Annotated in this window: 21 protein-coding genes and 1 tRNA gene; 4 read left to right on the top strand and 18 right to left on the bottom strand. The window is 41.9% G+C overall.

The window, feature by feature from the left end:
- Nucleotides 1–62 precede the first annotated feature (62 nt).
- The 14 genes from D0X99_RS14570 to D0X99_RS14505 all read right to left on the bottom strand — a co-directional run bounded on the left by D0X99_RS14570 (nucleotide 63) and on the right by D0X99_RS14505 (nucleotide 11,897).
- Nucleotides 63–1,532, bottom strand: coding sequence for an NAD(P)H-hydrate dehydratase (locus D0X99_RS14570; RefSeq protein WP_119478572.1), 1,470 nt, complete (start codon nucleotides 1,530–1,532; stop codon nucleotides 63–65).
- A gap of 2 nt (nucleotides 1,533–1,534) precedes the next feature.
- Nucleotides 1,535–2,848, bottom strand: coding sequence for an MFS transporter (locus tag D0X99_RS14565; RefSeq protein ID WP_119478571.1), 1,314 nt, complete (start codon nucleotides 2,846–2,848; stop codon nucleotides 1,535–1,537).
- Nucleotides 2,849–2,909: 61 nt separating this feature from the next.
- Complete coding sequence (locus D0X99_RS14560; protein WP_119478570.1) at nucleotides 2,910–3,371, bottom strand: ExbD/TolR family protein; 462 nt, start codon at nucleotides 3,369–3,371, stop codon at nucleotides 2,910–2,912.
- A 1-nt stretch (nucleotide 3,372) separates the two neighbouring features.
- Complete coding sequence (locus tag D0X99_RS14555) at nucleotides 3,373–4,008, bottom strand: ExbD/TolR family protein (protein WP_119478569.1); 636 nt, start codon at nucleotides 4,006–4,008, stop codon at nucleotides 3,373–3,375.
- A 1-nt stretch (nucleotide 4,009) separates the two neighbouring features.
- The gene (locus tag D0X99_RS14550; RefSeq protein WP_119478568.1) at nucleotides 4,010–4,339 is read right to left on the bottom strand and encodes a hypothetical protein; all 330 of its coding nucleotides are present in this window, start codon (nucleotides 4,337–4,339) and stop codon (nucleotides 4,010–4,012) included.
- Nucleotides 4,340–4,391: 52 nt separating this feature from the next.
- Nucleotides 4,392–5,198 carry a MotA/TolQ/ExbB proton channel family protein gene (locus D0X99_RS14545; RefSeq protein ID WP_119478567.1) on the bottom strand — a complete coding sequence of 269 codons (807 nt, stop codon included), beginning with the start codon at nucleotides 5,196–5,198 and terminating at the stop codon, nucleotides 4,392–4,394.
- 348 nt (nucleotides 5,199–5,546) lie between these two features.
- A tRNA-Ser gene (locus D0X99_RS14540) sits at nucleotides 5,547–5,634 on the bottom strand.
- A gap of 92 nt (nucleotides 5,635–5,726) precedes the next feature.
- Entirely contained in the window at nucleotides 5,727–6,794 is a 1,068-nt protein-coding gene (locus D0X99_RS14535; protein WP_119478566.1) for an asparaginase, read from the bottom strand.
- Nucleotides 6,791–7,567, bottom strand: coding sequence for a TatD family hydrolase (locus tag D0X99_RS14530; protein ID WP_119478686.1), 777 nt, complete (start codon nucleotides 7,565–7,567; stop codon nucleotides 6,791–6,793). Before D0X99_RS14530 ends, D0X99_RS14535 begins: the two co-directional genes overlap by 4 nt.
- A complete protein-coding gene (locus D0X99_RS14525; protein ID WP_119478565.1) occupies nucleotides 7,564–8,670 on the bottom strand; it encodes a glycosyltransferase in 1,107 nt (368 codons plus the stop codon). The genes D0X99_RS14530 and D0X99_RS14525 overlap by 4 nt, the downstream gene beginning before the upstream one ends.
- Nucleotides 8,667–9,293 (bottom strand): polysaccharide deacetylase family protein, encoded by a 627-nt coding sequence (locus tag D0X99_RS14520; protein WP_119478564.1) that lies wholly within the window; start codon nucleotides 9,291–9,293, stop codon nucleotides 8,667–8,669. The genes D0X99_RS14525 and D0X99_RS14520 overlap by 4 nt, the downstream gene beginning before the upstream one ends.
- 3 nt (nucleotides 9,294–9,296) lie before the next feature.
- Nucleotides 9,297–10,508: a PP2C family protein-serine/threonine phosphatase gene (locus D0X99_RS14515; RefSeq protein ID WP_199708104.1), complete on the bottom strand. Its 1,212-nt coding sequence runs from the start codon at nucleotides 10,506–10,508 to the stop codon at nucleotides 9,297–9,299.
- Between the two features lie 3 nt (nucleotides 10,509–10,511).
- Nucleotides 10,512–10,763: a hypothetical protein gene (locus D0X99_RS14510; RefSeq protein ID WP_119478684.1), complete on the bottom strand. Its 252-nt coding sequence runs from the start codon at nucleotides 10,761–10,763 to the stop codon at nucleotides 10,512–10,514.
- 33 nt (nucleotides 10,764–10,796) lie between these two features.
- Nucleotides 10,797–11,897: a glycosyltransferase gene (locus D0X99_RS14505; RefSeq protein WP_119478563.1), complete on the bottom strand. Its 1,101-nt coding sequence runs from the start codon at nucleotides 11,895–11,897 to the stop codon at nucleotides 10,797–10,799.
- Between the two features lie 21 nt (nucleotides 11,898–11,918).
- On the opposite strand from D0X99_RS14505, the gene ruvC reads away from it, so the two are divergent.
- Nucleotides 11,919–12,494, top strand: coding sequence for a crossover junction endodeoxyribonuclease RuvC (ruvC, locus tag D0X99_RS14500; protein WP_119478562.1), 576 nt, complete (start codon nucleotides 11,919–11,921; stop codon nucleotides 12,492–12,494).
- Between the two features lie 44 nt (nucleotides 12,495–12,538).
- Here the strand turns inward: ruvC and D0X99_RS14495 are convergent, their stop codons facing one another.
- On the bottom strand, nucleotides 12,539–13,096 hold the full coding sequence (locus D0X99_RS14495) for a porin family protein (protein ID WP_119478561.1): 558 nt from the start codon (nucleotides 13,094–13,096) through the stop codon (nucleotides 12,539–12,541).
- A gap of 82 nt (nucleotides 13,097–13,178) precedes the next feature.
- Here D0X99_RS14495 and D0X99_RS14490 point away from each other — a divergent pair, with 82 nt between their 5' ends.
- From D0X99_RS14490 to D0X99_RS14480, 3 genes are all read left to right on the top strand, one after another.
- Nucleotides 13,179–13,742, top strand: a complete 564-nt coding sequence (locus D0X99_RS14490; protein WP_119478560.1) for a Crp/Fnr family transcriptional regulator — start codon at nucleotides 13,179–13,181, stop codon at nucleotides 13,740–13,742.
- 78 nt (nucleotides 13,743–13,820) lie between these two features.
- A complete protein-coding gene (locus D0X99_RS14485; RefSeq protein WP_119478559.1) occupies nucleotides 13,821–15,119 on the top strand; it encodes a parallel beta-helix domain-containing protein in 1,299 nt (432 codons plus the stop codon).
- Between the two features lie 42 nt (nucleotides 15,120–15,161).
- Nucleotides 15,162–16,253 carry an SO2930 family diheme c-type cytochrome gene (locus D0X99_RS14480; RefSeq protein WP_233553729.1) on the top strand — a complete coding sequence of 364 codons (1,092 nt, stop codon included), beginning with the start codon at nucleotides 15,162–15,164 and terminating at the stop codon, nucleotides 16,251–16,253.
- Nucleotide 16,254: 1 nt separating this feature from the next.
- Here D0X99_RS14480 and D0X99_RS14475 read toward each other — a convergent pair whose 3' ends face one another.
- From D0X99_RS14475 to D0X99_RS14465, 3 genes are all read right to left on the bottom strand, one after another.
- Nucleotides 16,255–16,695, bottom strand: coding sequence for a GNAT family N-acetyltransferase (locus D0X99_RS14475; RefSeq protein ID WP_119478557.1), 441 nt, complete (start codon nucleotides 16,693–16,695; stop codon nucleotides 16,255–16,257).
- A 77-nt stretch (nucleotides 16,696–16,772) separates the two neighbouring features.
- Nucleotides 16,773–17,522: a succinate dehydrogenase/fumarate reductase iron-sulfur subunit gene (locus tag D0X99_RS14470; RefSeq protein ID WP_119478556.1), complete on the bottom strand. Its 750-nt coding sequence runs from the start codon at nucleotides 17,520–17,522 to the stop codon at nucleotides 16,773–16,775.
- A 29-nt stretch (nucleotides 17,523–17,551) separates the two neighbouring features.
- Nucleotides 17,552–19,486, bottom strand: a complete 1,935-nt coding sequence (locus tag D0X99_RS14465; protein WP_119478555.1) for a fumarate reductase/succinate dehydrogenase flavoprotein subunit — start codon at nucleotides 19,484–19,486, stop codon at nucleotides 17,552–17,554.
- Nucleotides 19,487–19,490: the final 4 nt, after the last annotated feature.

The raw sequence follows: 19,490 nt of genomic DNA, 5'->3' as shown, positions 1-19,490 counted from the left end.
TAAAAATCTATGGTTTGAAAACCCCTCCTGGAAAATTTAAGTTTATCCAATTCCAAAATAAATCAAGAAATATCAAGCTGAATGAATGTGTCAGGAATAGCCTCTATAATATCCGAAGCAATTGTGCCCCTTCTTTTAATTTTCCCTGCAAGTTCTCCCGCTAATCCATGATGAAAAACACCACAAATGAGTGCTTGTTCAGGAGAATAAGACTGACCTAGAAAAGAAGTAAGTATACCTGTCAACACATCTCCCGAGCCACCCGTAGCCATGTATTTCGTACCTGATGAGTTGAAAATCTGACGACCATCAGCCAAACAAATCACTGAATTAGCACCCTTGATCACCAAATTCAACCCCCACTTTTTGCAAAAAAGGAAAGCCTTTTCAAGTCTTTCCAAGTGATTGACAGACGTGCCTAGCAGCCGATCAAATTCACCCAAATGAGGCGTAAGAATACTGTTTTTGGGAATCATAGGAATCAAATGCTGATTCAAAGCTAAGAGGTTTATTGCATCAGCATCCAAAACCAAGGGCTTGGAATACCGCTCAAATAGATCTTCCAGCAAAGCTGTTTTACCTTCTGTTCCCAATCCAGGACCTACTCCTATTGCATCAAATTCACGATAATCAATCTTTTCTTCCAATCTGCACATGGCTTCCGGAACGGCGGTTTGGAGGATAAGCCTCTCCTCGGAATCCACTTTACAAGATACCAATCCAGATCCTGTACGAAGGGCACTTTTTGAGGAAAGAACTACCGCTCCCATCTTCCCTTTACTTCCTCCGATAAGCAAAACTTTCCCAAAATCACCTTTATGGGAAAACCGATGAAACTCCCGATGAAATCCGGAAATATCCCTATCCCTCAAATAGAAAAAAGAACTCGAAAAAGAATCATATTCCCCATCCGAAATCCCAATATCCACCAATACTATTTCTCCAACATTTCTTGCATGCTCAGGGAAAAGCAAAGACAACTTTGGAAAAGCAAAGGTTACCGTTATACTTGCCCGAACGCAATTGCCCTTCAAAACATCATCTGAGGGTAATCCACTTGGAATATCAACAGCAATAATCTTACCTGTAAAAGAATTAATTTTTTCAATAATACCTTCTGCATCGGATCTCAAAGCCCCTTTAAAACCAACTCCAAGAAAAGCATCGATCAAAATCCCCTTCCTAGTAGGATCAAATTCCTGCCATGATTTTATTTCAATCCCTTCCGAAAGCAGAGCATAGTTTTTACCTGCATCTTCACTTAAGGATGTTCTGTCTTCGAAACACTTAAAAACTGAAACAGTATAATCCATTTTATGAAGCAATCGGGCTATAGCAAATCCATCACCACCATTATTTCCTGCTCCACAAAAAACAAAAACCGGAAGATTCTTTGAGAAAAGCTTTGATTTCCACCAATTGGAAAATCCCACAGCAGCACGCTCCATCAATTCAAAACTTGAAATTACTTTTAGCTCTAAATGAGCTGAGTCCAACTTTTTAACTTGATTGCCTGAGAGAATTTTCAACATAGTTAGATGGTTTTTGGCGAAAGAAGCTTTTTAGGTATACTGACCAAAAACAAAAAACCAAGACCCACCAAAAAGAAAACGCCAAGGGAAACAGCACTATTTCGCATACTCCCTGTAAGTTGCTCAATTGCACCGTAAGTAAAGGTCCCCAAGACAATAGCCATTTTTTCAGTTACATCATAAAAACTGAAATAGGATGCATGATCTGTAGTTTCCTCGGGGATAAGTTTTGAAAAAGTAGATCTGGAAAGAGACTGAATCCCACCCATTACCATACCTACTACAAACGCCAAGGCATAAAACTGGTATACTGAATAGACATAATATGCAGCGCCGCAGATGCCAATCCATATCAAAACCATGATCATCAAACTGATTTTATTGCCAAAAAATTTTGAAATAAAAGCGAAGAGATAACTTCCTCCAATCGCCACAAATTGAATTATCAATACAGTTAGTATCAATTGATCTCCTGGCATTCCCAACTCCTTATCACCAAAGGATGCCGCCAGATACATAACAGTTTGAACCCCCATGGAATAGAAAAAGAATGAAGCCAGGAAGCGCTTCATAACTGGGATCTTTTTGACTTCCTGAAAAACTGAACGAATTTCTTCGTAACCCTTTAAAAAAAACTTACTTGAAATTATCTTTTGGTAGGGATTTTTAGGAAGTATTCGAAATGGAATTTGAGCGAAACCTGCCCACCATAACCCGGTAATCAAAAATGAAAAACGAGCTGCAAAACTTCCCTCCGGCACTCCAAACGATTCGGGAAACTGAATCATCAGAAGGTTAAAGACTAATAAAATTACACTTCCAATGTAGCCAAGTGCAAAACCTCGAGCGCTTAGAAAATCATATTCATGCTCATCAGCGATTTCGGGTAGGTAAGCATTATAAAACACAATACTACCAGCATAACCAATACTTGCCAAAACACTGCATAAAATCCCAAACTCAAGATTACTCCCATCAAAGAAAAATAATCCAATGCAGGCTACGGATCCCAAATACGCGAAAAATTTCATAAAAAAGAGCTTATTTCCAGAGGCATCAGCTATGCCAGAAAGTAATGGTGAGAGAATCGCGATTACCAAAAATGAAAATGAAATAGAATAAGAATAAAGTACTGTGTTAACTACTTCCCAACCAAAAAAATTGACTCTATCAGATCCATCAACACCTTTAGTGACGCTGTTATAATAGACTGGAAATATAGTGGAAGTGATAACCAAACTGTAAACGGAGTTGGCCCAGTCATACATCGCCCACGCGCCTTGGACTTTAGATTTATTGCTTAAGATAAATTTCATTGGAGGAAAATAAAAAAGCCACCCTGAACCCAGGATGGCTTTAAATATAAGGATTGAAATCTTAATTGGGAACTTTTGTACTAGAGGCGTAAAGTACACGTCTAGCATCCGCATTCCTGAGTTCAGTTTGAACATCAGAAACAGGACCCATCTTAACATCTTTATCCACTTTCATCGAAATAGTGATCAAACCTCTATCCGCTTCAGGAAGCAAATCTCTTTCTTGGTTTACCCACTGAACGATATCTGGAGTACCAATTAAAACATCATTTGCCTGAATCCTAGGCTCAGAACCGTATAGACCAGTATTTTTTGGTTTACCGATAAAGATGTAAGAAATCAAGGTTTTGTTCTGAAGCTTTTGAAGCTGAGTTGCTTGCGGGATCTTTTGTTCAACTAATAGATCTTGCTCCCTCAAAACTGTTGTCACCATGAAGAAAAACAACAACATGAAGACAATATCAGGAAGAGATGCTGTAGATACAGCTGGTAAGGGTTTCGGTTTTTTAGCAAACTTTGACATCTTAATTCCCTCCTATTTTATTTGGTTCAGCAATCGAAATAGCCATCGGAATTCCTTCTTTTCCTCTGTCTTGAAGTGCCTTAGAAGCTTCGTCATCGCCGGTTAGAGCTCTATATTCATCAGCCGTCAGGCCAACTCGCTCAGCGTAGATTTCAAAATAAGCCTTCTTAGCCGCATCAAATACCTCAAGATAAAGCTCGTAACTGGTACCACGGTCAGTTTTAATAGAAACTACCGCTTCACCAGGATGATCAGATGATTCAGGTCTCCTTAGAGCTTGAGATTTAAGAGAAGCCGGAAGAGAATTGAACAAGGCAACAGCTTCCTCATCTGGATCACCAAAATTCAGAATAAATTCTTTGATGTCTTTGTCCAAGTCATCTGTTGTCCTCCTGTATTCACCTTCCACCAACAGATCATTGTTCGCATTGATCAAAATAGCGAAAATATTTCTCTCGTTAACTTTGATGTCTGGTGGTGGCACATTCGGGTCTTGCTTCGGAGGAAGGATATTTAATATACCCTTATCTGAAGCAATCGTAGTGGTAACGAGGAAGAAGATCAACAGCAGGAAGGCAATGTCAGCCATCGAGCCTGCGTTAATCTCATTACTCATTCTATTCTTATTTTTTGCCATTTTATCTAACAGCTTTAAATAGTTCTGATACAAAAATTGATAAAATTGTTACTACTGACAACACGTAGGTCAATACCAACATTCCACCAATTGTTTGGGACATACCAGGAGTCAAGTTGAAAGGATCACCTTCAAACTTCGGCAGTACTTCATTTCCAGAAACAGAGTATGAAATGAAGAATAAAACTGCAAGACCCAAAATACCCAAGCCAGACTTCATCAAACCTTTGGGATCGTCCAAAGACTTTATAAGAGGCAAAACTATCGACAATAGGGTACCAACTACGGCTAGCGCGTAGGTGGCATAAAGCATTATATCGTAAGTATCCATATTTTCAAAGGTTTATAAACTTAATTAAATGAGCAATTTAATTAACTGGATATTACTTACCGGTCAATTTATGCTTAACCAAGATATCAACCAAAGAGATGGAAGCATCTTCCATATCGATTACAAGAGAGTCGATTTTGGAAACTAGATAGTTGTAAAACAACTGAAGAATCATTGCAGCAATCAAACCAGCTACAGTAGTCAAAAGGGCGATTTTGATACCACCTGCTACGATAGTTGGAGAAATATCACCAGCTTGTTCGATGGTATCGAACGCGAAGATCATACCGACTACAGTACCGAAGAAGCCCAACATTGGAGCAAGAGCGATGAAAAGAGAGATCCAAATCAAACCTTTCTCCAAACGACCCATTTCAACAGAACCGTAAGAAATGATTGATTTTTCTACCATGTCAATACCTTCAGCGTATCTCATCAGACCTTGAGTAAAGATCGAAGCTACTGGACCTTTGGTATTTCTAGTTACCTCTTTAGCTGCTTCAACACCGCCTGAAGCTAGTGCGTCTTCTACTTTCAACAACAATTTCTTGGTGTTGGTTGTAGCCAGGTTCAAAGTGATAATTCTCTCCAATGCAATTGCAAGACCAAAGATCAAACAAAGCAATACTGGAGTCATGTACAAAGGATCACCCTCGATAAACTTCTCCTTAATCAACTGGTGAAAGCTTTGCTCCTCAGCAACGATCTCGTCGTCAACAACTGTAGGAGATGCAGCAGGTTCTTCTACTGCTTGGGTAGCTTCAGCTGCAGCAGAGTCTGCAGGAGCTTCTTGTGCGTTAGCGAAAACAGGAACAAACATGATACCTGCAAGCATGAACAAAGCGATTAACTTTCTCATAATGTGTTTTTTAAATAGACTTTTGATAAAGGTTAAATGGTTTCCAGATTAAAATCGAGTTTTAAAGTTATGATTTTTTAAATTCAAAAAACAATGGGGTCTTTTAACTTTTTTGAAAGAATCCCGTGTTTAAATCGAATTTAGGGCAATTTTTACATGAATGGATTGAATGGAACAATCAAAACAGGATTGTTTAAATTAAGTGATAAATACTCAAATCATCACCTTATTGTGAATATTATCTTTTAAACTAGTTGATTTTCAATTGAATCCGATTTTTTAAAACTGAAACTAATTAAACTCCCAAAAAAAGAAAAACCAGCTTCATTTCTAAAGCTGGTTTTATTGCAGAGAGGAAGGGATTCGAACCCTCGATACCCTTTTGGAGTATACACACTTTCCAGGCGTGCTCCTTCAACCACTCGGACACCTCTCTGTGTTGATTTTTCGCTGTTTTGCGATTCGGAGTGCAAAGAAAATTATTATTCCTGCCGATTCCAAACCCCTTCCCAAAATTCAATGGAAAAATCACGCAGTGATCTCCCCTGCCAAAGATTGGGTTAGCTTTAATCTTATTTCATCTCTGGAAAAATTCTGACCTAATAAAAACATGAGCTTGGTGACTGCTGCCTCTGTAGTCATGTCAGCACCGCTTACTACCCCAACTTCCAATAATTCTCTGCTGGTCTCATACCTTCCTTGAATAACACGCCCACCATTACATTGAGACACGTTGAGTATGATCAAGCCCTTTTTGATTGCTCGCTCCAAGGATTTCATAAACCAGGACTCCGACGGACTGTTTCCCGAACCATAGGTTTCCAAAACAACACCTCGTAATCCTTCGATATTAAAGCAGGCATCCATGATTTTGTCTGTGATTCCGGGAAAAAGCTTCAATATCATTACCCGGTTATCAAGCTTGTTTTTATTTACCAATTTTCGGTTAGGTTCAAATGGCCGAATTGCGTTTGTATTATAATCAATCACAATCCCTGCCTCTGCCAATGAAGGGTAATTAGAGGATTCAAAAGCATCAAAGTGTATGCTCTGAACTTTTTTTGAGCGGTTGCCTCTAAGGAGCATGTGATTAAAAAAAATGCAAACTTCAGGCACAATGGGTCTACCGTTGATTTTGGCGGTTGCAATTTCTAACGAAGTCATCAGATTTTCCCTCGCATCAGATCGCATGGCTGATATTGGCAATTGAGCGCCTGTAAAAATCACTGGCTTATTCAATCCATTCAGCATGTAGCTAAGCATGGAGGCTGAATACGCCATAGTGTCCGTGCCATGCAGTACGACGAAGCCATCGTAGCTATCGTAATTTTCATAAATAATATAGGCCATATCCATCCAGTGACGCATGGTCACATTGGACGAATCAATGGGCTCTGGAAAGGAAATCACCGTGATTGCGATATCCATATTGGAAAGGATGGGTATCTTCTCCAAAATCTGTCCAAAGTTGAACGGAACTAAGGCGCCGGAATCATCATAGGCCATACCCAAGGTACCACCGGTATAAATGATCAAAACCGATGCGGTTTTTCCGGTTTTCAGACCGGTATTTAGACGGACGATTTTATAGTTCATTTCTTGATCTCCTTGAATAAATTTAATGCATTCGACTTGGTCACTTCGGCTACTTTTTCGGAAGAAATCTGAAGTAAGTCTCCTACTCGCTGGGCAATAAGCGGCAAATAGGCCGGACTATTTCTCTTTCCCCGATGGGGAACAGGTGCCAAATATGGTGCATCTGTCTCCAAAACCAGATTTTCCAAACCGATAAAAGGAACTACCTGGTCCAGTCCTCCATTTTTATAGGTCACGACTCCGCCGATTCCCAATAAAAACCCAAGTTTTGTAATTCGTTTTGCTTGTTCTAAAGTTCCGGTGAAACAATGAAAAATACCGGTAAGCGATCCATTCTGAGCTGACTCAATAATTTCAATGGTCTGATCAATGGATTCTCTGCAATGCAATACGATGGGAAGATTTTTAGATTTTGCCCATCCAATTTGAATCTTCAGGGCCTCTACCTGAATATCAAATGTGCTTTTGTCCCAATACAAATCAGTGCCGATTTCTCCCACAGCCGCGAAAGGACGCTTATTCAACCAGCCTTCCATCACGTAAAGTTGCTGCTCAAAATCTTCCTTGACATCACAGGGATGGAGCCCCATCATCGGAATACAGAGATCACCGTACCTAGACTCGCAGTCCAACATGCGGTCGATTGTCTCCACATCTACATTGGGCATGAAAATCCGCTCAATCCCAGCTTCTCTAATTTCATCGATGACCTGATCCCGATCGGAATCAAATTTTGAAGAATAAATATGAGCGTGGGTATCGATAAGGTTCATGGGTAATTCCGGGCTTTCCATTGCGTTTGCCCGGGCCAAAAGTAATAAAGAATCGTCAGGCTAAGGCTTTGAATCTGGTAAAAATCAAAGCACAACAAGGGTAAAATCCCAATTTTTTGACCTGCCTTTTTTGCGAAAAAACTCAAAAAAACACTCTGAATTCCAATTTTCAACCCCCAAAGGATTACACCCAATTTCCAAGCTAATCCTATGAGAACCAACACCGCAGGAAAAAAGAAAAACTGAAACCCCAGCAAAATTTTCCAGTAAACTGAAAGCGTCATTGCTCCGGACATCCAGCGTTTTCGTTGACTGAGGAGTGACTTCCAGTTTCTTTCGGCTTTTGTTTTGACCAAAAAAAAATCACTAACCTGATGCCGGATTTCAAAACCCTCGTTCACTATTGCTTTGGAAATCTCCAGATCTTCTGTCAGGGAAAAAGGAATCCCTTCAAAGCCGCCGCTTTTAAAATACGTGTCTCTGCTGATTACCATATTATTGCCCAAGCCTGTGGTCGGCAAGCCCAAATCTGTGACGATCTTGACTATCCCAAGCGTATTCCACCATTCCAGTTCCTGCATTTTCTCAAAAAAATTCAGGCATTTGACTTGTGTAATCCCAATGAGTATCCCTGTTTTTCCACCAAAACAGCTTACTCCTTCCTGAATCCAGCTTGGAGGAACTTCGCAGTCTGCATCAGTAAAGAAGAAATATTCCCCTGTGGCTTCTTGGGCCAAAACCGCCAAGGCATTGGCCTTCCCATTCTTTTGGTAGAATCCGACTTGATCGGATTGGATGGAAATTAGTTTTCGGTTAGCTCCCTTTTGAATCCAATCTCTTGCCACCTGCGCCGTATCATCCTGACTTTGGTCATCAGCAAGGAGAATTTGGAGCTTATCCACCGGATAATCCAGTTTTTCCAGACTTGCTAAGAGTTGAGGTAAGAATTTCTCTTCATTCCTGGCTGCAACCAAAACCGAAACATGAGGAAAAACCTTGAGCTGCTTTTGGTGATTTTTCCAATTACTCTTTAATAAAAAGGTCAAAAACATATACTGTAGGATAAGGATTCCTACTACCACACTTAGCCATGCTGAAATCATAGCAAAGCGCTTTTAAACCCATTATCCTCCAAAAAATTAAGATATTGCGGTAAAACTTTGGGCAATACCTCACTGGTCTTCTGTTGATCGTGAAATAAAACGATACTTCCCGGAAGGGTCATTTGAATGCTTTTTTTCAGGATTTCAGAAGGCAATATGGATCGGTCATAGTCCCCTGTCAGGACATTCCACATGATGATTCTTTTGGATTCCAATACAGGTTTTGCCTGTGAGATTTTAATCAAACCATAGGGCGGACGAAAAAGGTCAGTGCCTACTCCAAGCTCTTCTTCAAAAACCAAATCACATTTTTTGACATTATCCAGATAAACTGAGTCCGCTGTATCCCATCCTTTAAGGTGATTGAAGGTATGGTTTCCGATCTGATGGCCTTGTGCCAGTACCTCATTGGCGAGGGCAGGATGCTTACGTACATTGTCTCCCACCATGAAAAAAGTCGCCTTTTGATTTCGTTTCGAGAGTTCATTCAACACAAAATCTGTAATCCCCGGAACAGGACCATCGTCAAACGTGAGGTAAACTCGTTTTCCGGTTGGATCACCTTCCCAAATTCTATTCGGGAATAGCCCTTGGACAAACTTGGGTACCGTATGCCAAACCATGGATTAACTGAATCTTAGGCTTAGCAGCGTCAAATCATCCCTAAGGGGAATTTTTCTTGAAAAACTCTGCATCAATTCCAGAAAATCCCGATGAAATTCCTCTGGGTCATCTTGAATATGTTCGTCCACAAAATTGTGGAACCTGTCCTCTCCAAACTCCTCTTCCTCAGGGTTCATGGATTCGGTCAAGCCGTCCGTGTATAAATGAATGGTAAACTGATCAAGGTTTTTTCTTTCTCCGATTTCCATAAAAGGCAATTCCTCAAAAGCTCCCAAAATGGTCGTCCCCGCTTCCAAAAGCTCGGTCTTGTCAGTTTTGCCCCAGCAAAGAATAGGAGGATTATGCCCGGCATTGACGTATCGAAGAGTTTTAGTACTAAAATCGTACTCACCCAAAAAGAAGGTAATAAACCGTTCCCCTTTGGTGTTTTCAAAAAGTGTATAGTTAAGCTGTTGAATAATCACCCCAAATTCCGCATCACTACGCAATAAGGTCCGTAAGGCAGCTTGGAAATTGGACATCAGCAAAGCTGCTCCAATTCCTTTGCCCGACACGTCTGCAATACAGAAGTATACTTTTTCCTTCGATTTTCGGATGAGGTCGTAATAATCCCCTCCTACCATACTATGAGGGAAATAAGTGACTTTGGCTTTCAACTCCTTTGAATTAGGAAGAGAGGCGGGGAAGAGCATTTGCTGCACTTGGGATGCTATGGCAACCTCTCGGTTCAGTACTTCCTGTTCGAGTTGCTGTCTTGCAAACCGCTTGTTTTCCAAGGCAACTACCAGAATGTTTGTTAGGGCTTGGGTAAAGTCCAAATCCAACTCCAACTCCATCGACTTCCGTTTCAAAAACAGAATAGCAAGCATTTTGTCCTTATGGTATACCGGCAGATAGGTCTCCAGCTCTTCAAAGGTGTATCCGTCACTTAGTTTTATATGAAGTTGACCCGAGGATTTTTGGTCCGTCACCTGAGAGGAATCCAAACTAATTGGAATCTTACCCTTCACTCCGTGAGAAATTTTTCGCTCAAACACCCCCTCCTTTGATACATAGAGAATCAGAGCCTTGATGTCTAGGTGAACCAGACAGGTAAATTTGAATATATTTACCAAGACTGCCTCTGACTGATTTTCATTAATCGCCTGAGTAATCTCCAGGAGTGCTTTCAACTCCAGTTCCTTACGTTGGTATTTATAGGTAGTATCGATCAAAGTTTATAGCGCATTGTGAGCCATCAGGCCCTTTTTGGTTGCGAGAAACATCAGCTTTTTACCTTCTCGGAAAATATCCACCTGATCAAAAAGCTCCCGGTCCGGTTCTGTCATGCATTTGACGAAACCCTCCTGATAAAGGGAGCTCAAGGTTTCCAATAAACGCTCATCCTCCCATCCCAAGGTTTCCTTGAGGTAGTGGTAAGGTTGGACAAAATACAGCTCATCAAGCAGGTCAAATTCCGCGTCGCTCATGGTTTCAGTTTCAAAAGCTAAATTAAGCATTCTTCAATTGGTGCGTCCTTTCCATGTAAAATTTCCCCTAAAAGACCTAAAACCGACCGCAATCACATAAAAAGGATGTAAAAAGCCTGTTCCGATAAAATCCAAAACGGAATAGCGGACCCCTAAACTTCCCAGCAAATGGCCCAGTGCCAATTTTTCCGACAAGATCTTCCCTGACCAAATCAGCAGAAAGAAAAGAATCTCCCTCCATCCAAGTGTCAACAAAAAGAAACTTGAAATCCATATCAGCTGGACCAAAAAAGGAAAAAGCGCAGATAATGAATGTGTCAATTCACCATGTGCACGCCATTTCCCAGCCCATCGGACCCGTTGATTTAGTAAGGAAGAAAAATCAACTTGGGGCTGAGTCAGGACTAAAACTTGAGCAAACGGCAAATAAAGACAGCTTTCTGAACCAAACATTTTGACGACTTTCTTTAGTAAAAACTCATCGTCCCCAGACAAAAATTGCCGGTTTTGGTCAAAGCCATTGACTTTAAAAAACACGGATTTCCGATAGGCCAGATTCGCCCCGCTGCACATCAAGGGGCTTTTTTGACTGAAGAAATAGTGAGTCAATAACAGGATACTGGACCACTCAATCTGCTGAAACCGCTGGAAAAATGTCTCTTGCTTCGAAGTAAGTACAGGTCCCGCGACTAACTGCACTTTGGGGTTGTAAAAAGGAGCAGTTAAGTTTTGTATCCAATTTTCAGGAAATGAACAATCGGCATCCGTGCACACTACAATTTCCCCTGAGGCTTTTCCCACGCCGAATTCCAAGGCTGCTTTTTTACCGATCCCGGGACTTCGGAGTATTTTCACTCTACGATCTGACTTCAGTTTTTCTTGAAAAAGGGAAAAAGAATCATCCTCACTTTGATCATCGATCAAAATAATCTCCAAGTCCGGATAACGGATTTTTCCCAACTCATGAGCTAACCCAGACACGCTGCCCTGCTCATTTCGAAATGGAATCAACAAGGTGACTTTCAAAACCGGATCTTCTGAAAATGGCTTCTCTGGAAGGAGGGGCCACTTTTTCACAAAAAGCTGGAGCAAAACAAAATAGCACAGAACCCAAACTAGGTAAAAACTGATCATCTTTTCGGCTAAATTGCGGAGGTGAGTAAAGAACTTAAAAAAGAGGCAAAGGAAAAAATCATCCTAGGAATCGACCCTGGCACTACGGTAATGGGCTATGGGCTAATCCTAACGGAAGGTAAAAAGTACAAAATTCTTCAGTACGGGGTCATTCACCTCAAAAAATACGAAACTCACGAGTTGAAGCTAAAGAAGATTTTTGAACGAATCAGCGGGATTTTGGATGAGTTTGCACCGGATTCAGTTGCATTGGAAGCGCCTTTTTATGGAGTAAATGTGCAGTCAATGCTTAAACTTGGACGGGCGCAGGGAGTAGCCATGGCTGCGGCACTTTCCAGAGAAATCCCCATCACCGAATATTCTCCAAAAAAGGTCAAGCAATCCGTAACTGGAAACGGTAATGCTTCCAAAGAACAGGTGGCAGCTATGTTGCAAACGTTGTTGGGAATTACCGAACTACCCAAACTCCTGGATGCCACTGACGCACTTGCAGTAGCTCTTTGTCATCATTTTCATGAAGGACGAGTTCAGACTCGTGGGAGAAATGAAGGCTGGAAATCCTTCATCGAAGAAAATCCTGATCGGTTAAAAAAATAAATCCCGGACTTGATGACCGGGATTTACATTTATTATTATGTAAATCAATTACCCCCGAAACTGTAGCCGAGAGAAACTTTAAACACCTGATTTTTCACATCGGTATCATAATAATTAAGGGAAGTAAACCCGATATCATAGCTCGCCTGAATATTAAATCCCAAAGGCAGCTTGGCTTGCGCACCCACTACCCCTGCTACGTCATATCCTCTGATGACTTCGGTGCTACTGGAACTGGTGTCACCTAATTGGTAATCCCTAGAAGCCAAGAATGATGCTTGCGGGCCAGCAAAAATATTAATCGCCGGAATGAGCTTTAATCGAACCAATACAGGAATATCAATGTAGCCCAACTTTTCATCCACTGGATCCCCTGTGATGTCTTCTGTGCCCTGATACCCCTTTTGGGAATAGAAAAGACCAGGCTCAATGGATATAAAATCCGTCCCTAAAGTATAATAGGCTCCGAGGTGAAAACCGGATTTAGCATCAAAATTTGTGTCGGAGAAATTTGCGGAATTATATCCTGCCCTAACCCCAAACTGTGCCTCTGCGGTAGCCACGAATCCGATCAGAAAGAATGCAATCAAAACTTTTCTCATAATCCTTTTATTAGTTAATTTCCATAAAGCTAACGTAAGAATACCCAATTCTTGTCTAAACTTGACTTTTTAAAAACGCAACATGGAAAAAATTTCCGGAATGTTTGATCTGTTTCCAGGACTAAGTGAAGAGGCAAAAAACGCCTTTAGTGGTGAAATTGAAACACTTTCATACGAAAAAGGTGAATTGCTGGAGAAGGAAGGAAGGGTGTGCGATCACCTTTACTTTATCATCGAAGGCTCGGCAAGAAGTTTTTACGTCAGAGAAAATAAGGACATTACTGTATCCTTTTCTCTGGAAAAAGAATTTTTGACATCCATGCACTCCTTTATATCCAGAAAACCCTCCTATGAAAATATCGAGGCCATGGAAAAGTCAAAAGTCGCCCGAATCAATCACAAGGCTTTGTTAAAACTTTTCGAAAAACACCATGATCTGGAACGTACCTATCGGTTGATTTTGGAACAATATTATGTGACGCTGGAAGAGCAGTTGATTTTTGCAAAATTCAAATCCGCTCGAGACAGATACCTGGATTTGATGGAATATCGACCAAAAATCATTCACAAAGCTTCAGTCGGGCAGATTGCCTCCTACCTGGACATGAGTATCGAAACACTCAGCAGGATCAGGGCCAAGATTTGATTTATTGACTTTTCTCAAGAGATTCTTCTTTGAGCATCAGGTACTTTTGAGGAATATTTCACCCTTTCCCAAAAGACTATGAGAAAATTACTCCGCTATTTCTTTGCTTTTCTTCCAATTGCGGGATTTTTCTCCTGCGGTACAACTACCACTGAGCAGACCTTTGATTCAACCACACTCACCCGGGCCAGCCAGGAAGAAGTCGAGAAAGTGATCGAAGACTTTATCATGGCGGAAGATTCCAGCACCATCGAGATTCCGGCGGGATTCTTTGAATTGAACACTCAGTTGATTTTGGACAACAAGTCTCACATTAAAATAAAAGGTGCGGGGATGGACCAAACGGTACTTTCATTCCGAAACCTCAAATCAGGAGGAGAAGGAGTCAAAATCGTCGGAAATAATATCAGCGTCGAAGATTTAAGCATCGAGGATGCACCCGGAGACGGAATCAAAGCCCAACATACCGACGGAATTACCTTCCGGCGGATTAATGTCACCTGGACCAATGGGGACAAATCCAAAAACGGAACTTATGCGATCTATCCTGTTCAGTGTAAAAATGTGGTGATTGATGAATGTATCGCCTCCCACTCAAAAGACGCAGGAATCTATGTCGGTCAGTCTGAAAATATCGTCGTGAAAAATTCCCTGGCCTTTGGAAATGTGGCAGGAATCGAAATCGAAAATTCCGACAATGCGGAGGTTTTTGGAAATACTGCTCGGGATAATTCAGGAGGAATTTTGGTCTTTAATCTCCCAGGACTACCAAAATCTGACGGAAAAGGGACGAAAATCTACGACAACGACATCATCGACAACAACCACGAAAACTTCGCAACTCCACTTGGTGAAGGGCCAAACGGCAACACGGTAACGATGATTCCTCCCGGTTCAGGAGTAGTCCTTTTGGCTGCCAAGGAGGTGGAGATTTACAACAATCGAATCCTGAGAAACAAAACTGCCGGTGTTTCCATCGCCAGCTATCAGATCACGGGTTTCCCTGCAGAAGCTCCAAACTGGTCTCCATACACGGTGGGGGTTTTCGTTCATGACAACCAATACGAGAAAGAAACACTCAACATGCCGGATTTGACCCGGGAATTGGGTCAACTGGTCAGCGTGCACAATGCCTACGGGCCTGGCCTAACGCAGGACATCATCTACGACGGGATTTGGGACAAGTCCATCAGCGAAACTATCGAGACAAATCCGATGAAAATCTGCATCCAGGAAAAAGGTATCGAAAACCTCTATTTCACGCGTTTCTATCTAATGGATGGGGAAGAAAACATTGAGTCCTTCAAGGACTATCAGCTTTTTCAAAACTGCACCGTGACTGTAAGGACTGACAGTTCAGGTTTGGTGGGATTATAAGGTTTTTTGTAAAAAAGGAGTGAACAAAAGATCATGAAAAAAATGAACTGGAAACTTGCCATCTGTACACTGGGCCTTAGTCTGGCGTTTTTGATTTCCTGCCAAAAAGCAGATCAAAAATCACCTTCCAAATCCAAACCGTTTGAGGAAGAGGCAGCTACAGGACTGTTTCCATACAAAAGGCTTTCGACTTACGGTTTTTTCACAGGTGAAATGAAAAATCTTGAGCCTAACCAAGAGGTGATTCTCTACAAACCGGCTTCTTCGCTTTTTACCGATTATGCCCTGAAAAGCCGTTTTGTCTTTATTCCAGCAGGACAAAAAGCCAAAATTGACGGATCTGATTTGGATCTTCCAAAGGGATCGGTTTTGATCAAAAATTTTTATTACCCAACTGATTTCAGAAAACCAGAAGGCGAAAGACGAATCATCGAAACCAGATTGCTCATAAATGAAGAAATGGGTTGGGTTGCTTATCCGTATGTATGGAACGAAGAGCAAACCGATGCGGTCTTAAAAGTAGTCGGCGCTGAAACTGAGGTGAGCTTTATCGATTACTCCGGAAAAGATCAAATCATCAATTACATTGTACCAAACAAGAATCAGTGCAAAAGCTGTCATAACAAATCCGAACAAATGGCTCCAATTGGTGTCAAAATCCAACATTTGAACAATGAACTGGACTATGGAACGGTAAAGAAAAATCAACTGGAATACCTCAGTGAACTGGGCAAACTGGAAGGATTCGAGGGAGAGTCTGCTCATCCAGCGATGATCAATTACGAGGATCAAACCCAGAGTTTGGAAGATCGGGCCATGGCATACCTAGACATCAACTGTTCACATTGCCACAGTGCAGAAGGACCTGCCAGTACCTCTGGCCTCTTTTTAACTTATGACCAAAAAGAGGCTATGAAACTTGGCATCAACAAAACTCCTGTTGCTGCAGGAAAAGGGTCCGGTAGTTTCAAATTTGATATTGTACCAGGGCAAGCTGATCAGTCCATCCTCACCCACCGCATGAATTCCACCGAAGTCGGGGTGGCTATGCCTGAATTGGGCCGATCCACTGTTCATCGGGAGGGAGTTGAATTGATTCGCCAATGGATCAACAGCATGGAACCAGAGAAATAAATTATCTAGAAAGTCTCATTTCCAGGTATTTGTTGGTGAAGCCCAGCTTTTCGTATAAATGAATCGCCGGATTATTCGGCTCTACGTGCAGCGCAATTCCTCCTGGTAATTTTCCCAATAAGAACTCCATCATTTCTTGCCCCAATCCTTTTCCCCTCAAATTTTCCGAAACAGCAAAATAGACCAGGATATGCTCAGGGATGTAACCTGCCATTCCCGTGTGATTCACTACCAACGCAGCTTCCAATAGAGGAAACTCCCCTGCTGTAATCACCAATCCCCCCGGCCCTTTTTCACTTGTCATCGCATATTCCAAACAGCTTACCACGTCTTTCTTCTGGTCTCCAAATTCTCCCAATTCCTTAACCAAAAAATCAGCGAGCACATCTTTTTGAAGGTCCGAAAGCCGTTCTGCAGGAGAAAAAACCTTAAAATTTTTCATAGAAGGAGTTTTGATTCTGAAGAAAACAAAAAAAGCCGGGAAAATCCCCGGCCTTTTTGAATTGAAAAAGGTAATAATTACATGTTTTCGCTGCTGACCACAGCGGAGAAATATTCTCTGTTCATTCGGGCAATGTTTGTGATAGAAATGCCTTTTGGACATTCTGCTTCACAAGCTCCGGTATTGGTACAAGCTCCAAAGCCTTCTGCATCCATCTGAGCTACCATCTTTTCAGCTCTGGTTTTCCGTTCTACCTGACCCTGTGGCAAAAGAGCCAACTGGGAAATTTTTGCAGAAGTAAAGAGCATGGCAGAAGCATTTTTGCAAGCTGCTACACAGGCGCCGCATCCGATACACTGAGCAGCATCCATAGCCAAATCCGCCACGGTTTTTGGAATTGGGATTTCGTTGGCATCGGGGACACCACCGGTGTTCACAGAAACATATCCTCCCGCCTGGATGATCCGATCAAATGCAGATCTGTCAACTACCAAGTCTTTCAAAACCGGAAATGCTTTTGCTCTCCAAGGCTCAATGGTGATCGTTTCCCCATCGTTAAAAGATCTCATGTGCAACTGACAAGTAGTGGTCTGAAGTGGGCCATGTGGTTTGCCATTGATGTACAAAGAACATGTCCCACAGATACCTTCTCGGCAATCATGATCGAAATGAACCGGATCTTCGCCTTTTTCAGTTAAATTTTCATTCAACACGTCCAGCATTTCAAGGAAAGACATGTCTTTGGAAACGTGATCAACAGGGTAGGTGGCAAAACCACCTTTGTCTGATGCATTTTTTTGTCTCCAGATTTTTAAAGTCAATTTCATATGGATAGCTATGAATTTTTGTCTTAAGATTATTTGTATGAACGCTGAGTCAGCTTCACGTTTTCGAAAACCAACGGCTCTTTGTAAAGCTCCTCTTCCTGATTTTCTCCGACGTATTTCCAAGCAGCTACGTACGCGTAATTTTCGTCGTCACGAAGTGCTTCTCCTTCAGGTGTCTGATATTCTTCACGGAAGTGACCTCCACAGGATTCGTTTCTGTTCAATGCGTCATCGATCATTAACTCACCCAATTCAATAAAATCTGCTACTCGGTGCGCTTTTTCCAAAGACAAATTCAGTTCTTCATTAGCACCTAGTACTTTAACATCTGACCAGAATTCTTTTTTAAGTGCTTTGATTTCAGCTTTTGCTTTTTTCAAGCCTTCTTCGGTACGAGCCATTCCGCACTCATTCCACATGATTTTGCCCAATCTTTTGTGAAAGTGATCAACCGTTTTCTTACCGTCAATATTGAGCAAGTGACTAATTCTGTCCTTGACTTCCATAGCAACTTTTGAGAATTCGGGATGATTGACATCTACCTTGACAGGAGGTGTTTGAGCGAGATAGTCACCAATAGTGTAAGGAATCACAAAATAACCATCTGCCAATCCCTGCATCAATGCTGAAGCTCCCAGTCGGTTTGCGCCGTGATCGGAGAAGTTTGCCTCTCCAAGAGCATACAATCCCGGAATGGTGGTCATCAGGTTGTAATCAACCCAAAGTCCGCCCATTGTGTAGTGAACAGCTGGATAGATCATCATGGGAACTTCATAAGGATCCTCTCCGGTGATCTGCTTGTACATATCAAAGAGGTTACCGTATTTCTGTTCGATCACCTTACGGCTGTCACGCTTGATTGCATCCCGGAAATCAAGGAAAACTGCCTCTCCGGTCTCGTTTACGCCACGGCCTTCATCACACACATATTTTGCATTTCTTGATGCCACATCACGTGGTACAAGGTTACCAAAAGAAGGATATTTTCTCTCCAGGAAGTAATCTCTGTCTTCCTCCTTGATATCGTTTGCTTTGATTTGTCCTTTTCGAAGTTTCTCAGCAGTTTCTTTTGTAGCAGGTACCCAAACTCGACCGTCATTTCTAAGGGATTCTGACATCAAGGTCAACTTGGACTGATGATCTCCAGATACCGGAATACAAGTTGGGTGGATTTGAGTAAAGCAAGGGTTGGCAAAGTAAGCACCACGCTTGTGAGCTCTCCAAGCTGCTGTTACGTTGCAACCCATTGCATTTGTTGAAAGGAAAAACACGTTGCCATATCCACCGGTACAAAGAAGCACTGCATGTGCAGCATGAGTTTCCACTGCTCCGGTGATCAGGTTACGGGTAACAATACCTCGTGCATGACCATCTATCATGACCACGTCCATCATTTCTGTACGTGGATACAATTTCACTTTACCATTGGCAACTTGTCTGCTCAGAGCTGAATAAGCACCCAAAAGCAACTGCTGCCCGGTTTGACCACGGGCGTAGAACGTACGGGAAACTTGTGCTCCACCAAAGGAACGGTTGGCTAGCAATCCACCATACTCTCTGGCAAAAGGAACTCCTTGAGCCACGCACTGATCGATGATTTTTACAGACACCTCTGCCAATCGGTACACGTTGGCTTCACGGGCTCGGTAATCTCCTCCCTTGATGGTGTCATAGAATAATCTGAAAATAGAATCCCCGTCGTTTTGATAGTTTTTAGCAGCGTTGATTCCTCCCTGAGCTGCAATAGAGTGCGCTCTTCGGGGGCTATCATGGAAAGTAAATGCTTTGACATTGTAACCCAACTCCGCCAATGAAGCAGCTGCAGATGCACCTGCCAAACCTGTACCCACTACGATGACATCGTATTTTCTTTTGTTTGCCGGATTGACCAGCTTGCTGTTAAACTTGTGCTTAGTCCATTTTTCTGCCAAAGGACCAGCAGGTATTTTGGAATCTAGTATCATACGG

The sequence above is a fragment of the Algoriphagus lacus genome, assembly GCF_003583985.1.
GTDB lineage: Bacteria > Bacteroidota > Bacteroidia > Cytophagales > Cyclobacteriaceae > Algoriphagus > Algoriphagus lacus.
The sequence above is the reverse complement of the archived record's forward strand: the minus strand, read 5'-3'. Positions and strand labels throughout refer to the sequence as shown.

Excerpts from the sequence above, each read along its gene's own strand:
- D0X99_RS14525 (WP_119478565.1), bottom strand. The coding sequence starts at position 8,670 with ATGATTTCAGCATGGCTAAGTGTGGTAGTAGGAATCCTTATCCTACAG.
- D0X99_RS14520 (WP_119478564.1), bottom strand. The coding sequence starts at position 9,293 with ATGGTTTGGCATACGGTACCCAAGTTTGTCCAAGGGCTATTCCCGAAT.
- D0X99_RS14560 (WP_119478570.1), bottom strand. The coding sequence starts at position 3,371 with ATGTCAAAGTTTGCTAAAAAACCGAAACCCTTACCAGCTGTATCTACA.
- D0X99_RS14550 (WP_119478568.1), bottom strand. The coding sequence starts at position 4,339 with ATGGATACTTACGATATAATGCTTTATGCCACCTACGCGCTAGCCGTA.
- D0X99_RS14485 (WP_119478559.1), top strand. The coding sequence starts at position 13,821 with ATGAGAAAATTACTCCGCTATTTCTTTGCTTTTCTTCCAATTGCGGGA.
- D0X99_RS14535 (WP_119478566.1), bottom strand. The coding sequence starts at position 6,794 with ATGAACTATAAAATCGTCCGTCTAAATACCGGTCTGAAAACCGGAAAA.
- D0X99_RS14490 (WP_119478560.1), top strand. The coding sequence starts at position 13,179 with ATGGAAAAAATTTCCGGAATGTTTGATCTGTTTCCAGGACTAAGTGAA.
- D0X99_RS14555 (WP_119478569.1), bottom strand. The coding sequence starts at position 4,008 with ATGGCAAAAAATAAGAATAGAATGAGTAATGAGATTAACGCAGGCTCG.
- D0X99_RS14480 (WP_233553729.1), top strand. The coding sequence starts at position 15,162 with ATGAACTGGAAACTTGCCATCTGTACACTGGGCCTTAGTCTGGCGTTT.
- D0X99_RS14545 (WP_119478567.1), bottom strand. The coding sequence starts at position 5,198 with ATGAGAAAGTTAATCGCTTTGTTCATGCTTGCAGGTATCATGTTTGTT.
- D0X99_RS14530 (WP_119478686.1), bottom strand. The coding sequence starts at position 7,567 with ATGAACCTTATCGATACCCACGCTCATATTTATTCTTCAAAATTTGAT.
- D0X99_RS14475 (WP_119478557.1), bottom strand. The coding sequence starts at position 16,695 with ATGAAAAATTTTAAGGTTTTTTCTCCTGCAGAACGGCTTTCGGACCTT.
- D0X99_RS14470 (WP_119478556.1), bottom strand. The coding sequence starts at position 17,522 with ATGAAATTGACTTTAAAAATCTGGAGACAAAAAAATGCATCAGACAAA.
- D0X99_RS14565 (WP_119478571.1), bottom strand. The coding sequence starts at position 2,848 with ATGAAATTTATCTTAAGCAATAAATCTAAAGTCCAAGGCGCGTGGGCG.
- D0X99_RS14505 (WP_119478563.1), bottom strand. The coding sequence starts at position 11,897 with ATGATCAGTTTTTACCTAGTTTGGGTTCTGTGCTATTTTGTTTTGCTC.
- D0X99_RS14495 (WP_119478561.1), bottom strand. The coding sequence starts at position 13,096 with ATGAGAAAAGTTTTGATTGCATTCTTTCTGATCGGATTCGTGGCTACC.
- D0X99_RS14570 (WP_119478572.1), bottom strand. The coding sequence starts at position 1,532 with ATGTTGAAAATTCTCTCAGGCAATCAAGTTAAAAAGTTGGACTCAGCT.
- D0X99_RS14510 (WP_119478684.1), bottom strand. The coding sequence starts at position 10,763 with ATGAGCGACGCGGAATTTGACCTGCTTGATGAGCTGTATTTTGTCCAA.
- D0X99_RS14465 (WP_119478555.1), bottom strand. The coding sequence starts at position 19,486 with ATGATACTAGATTCCAAAATACCTGCTGGTCCTTTGGCAGAAAAATGG.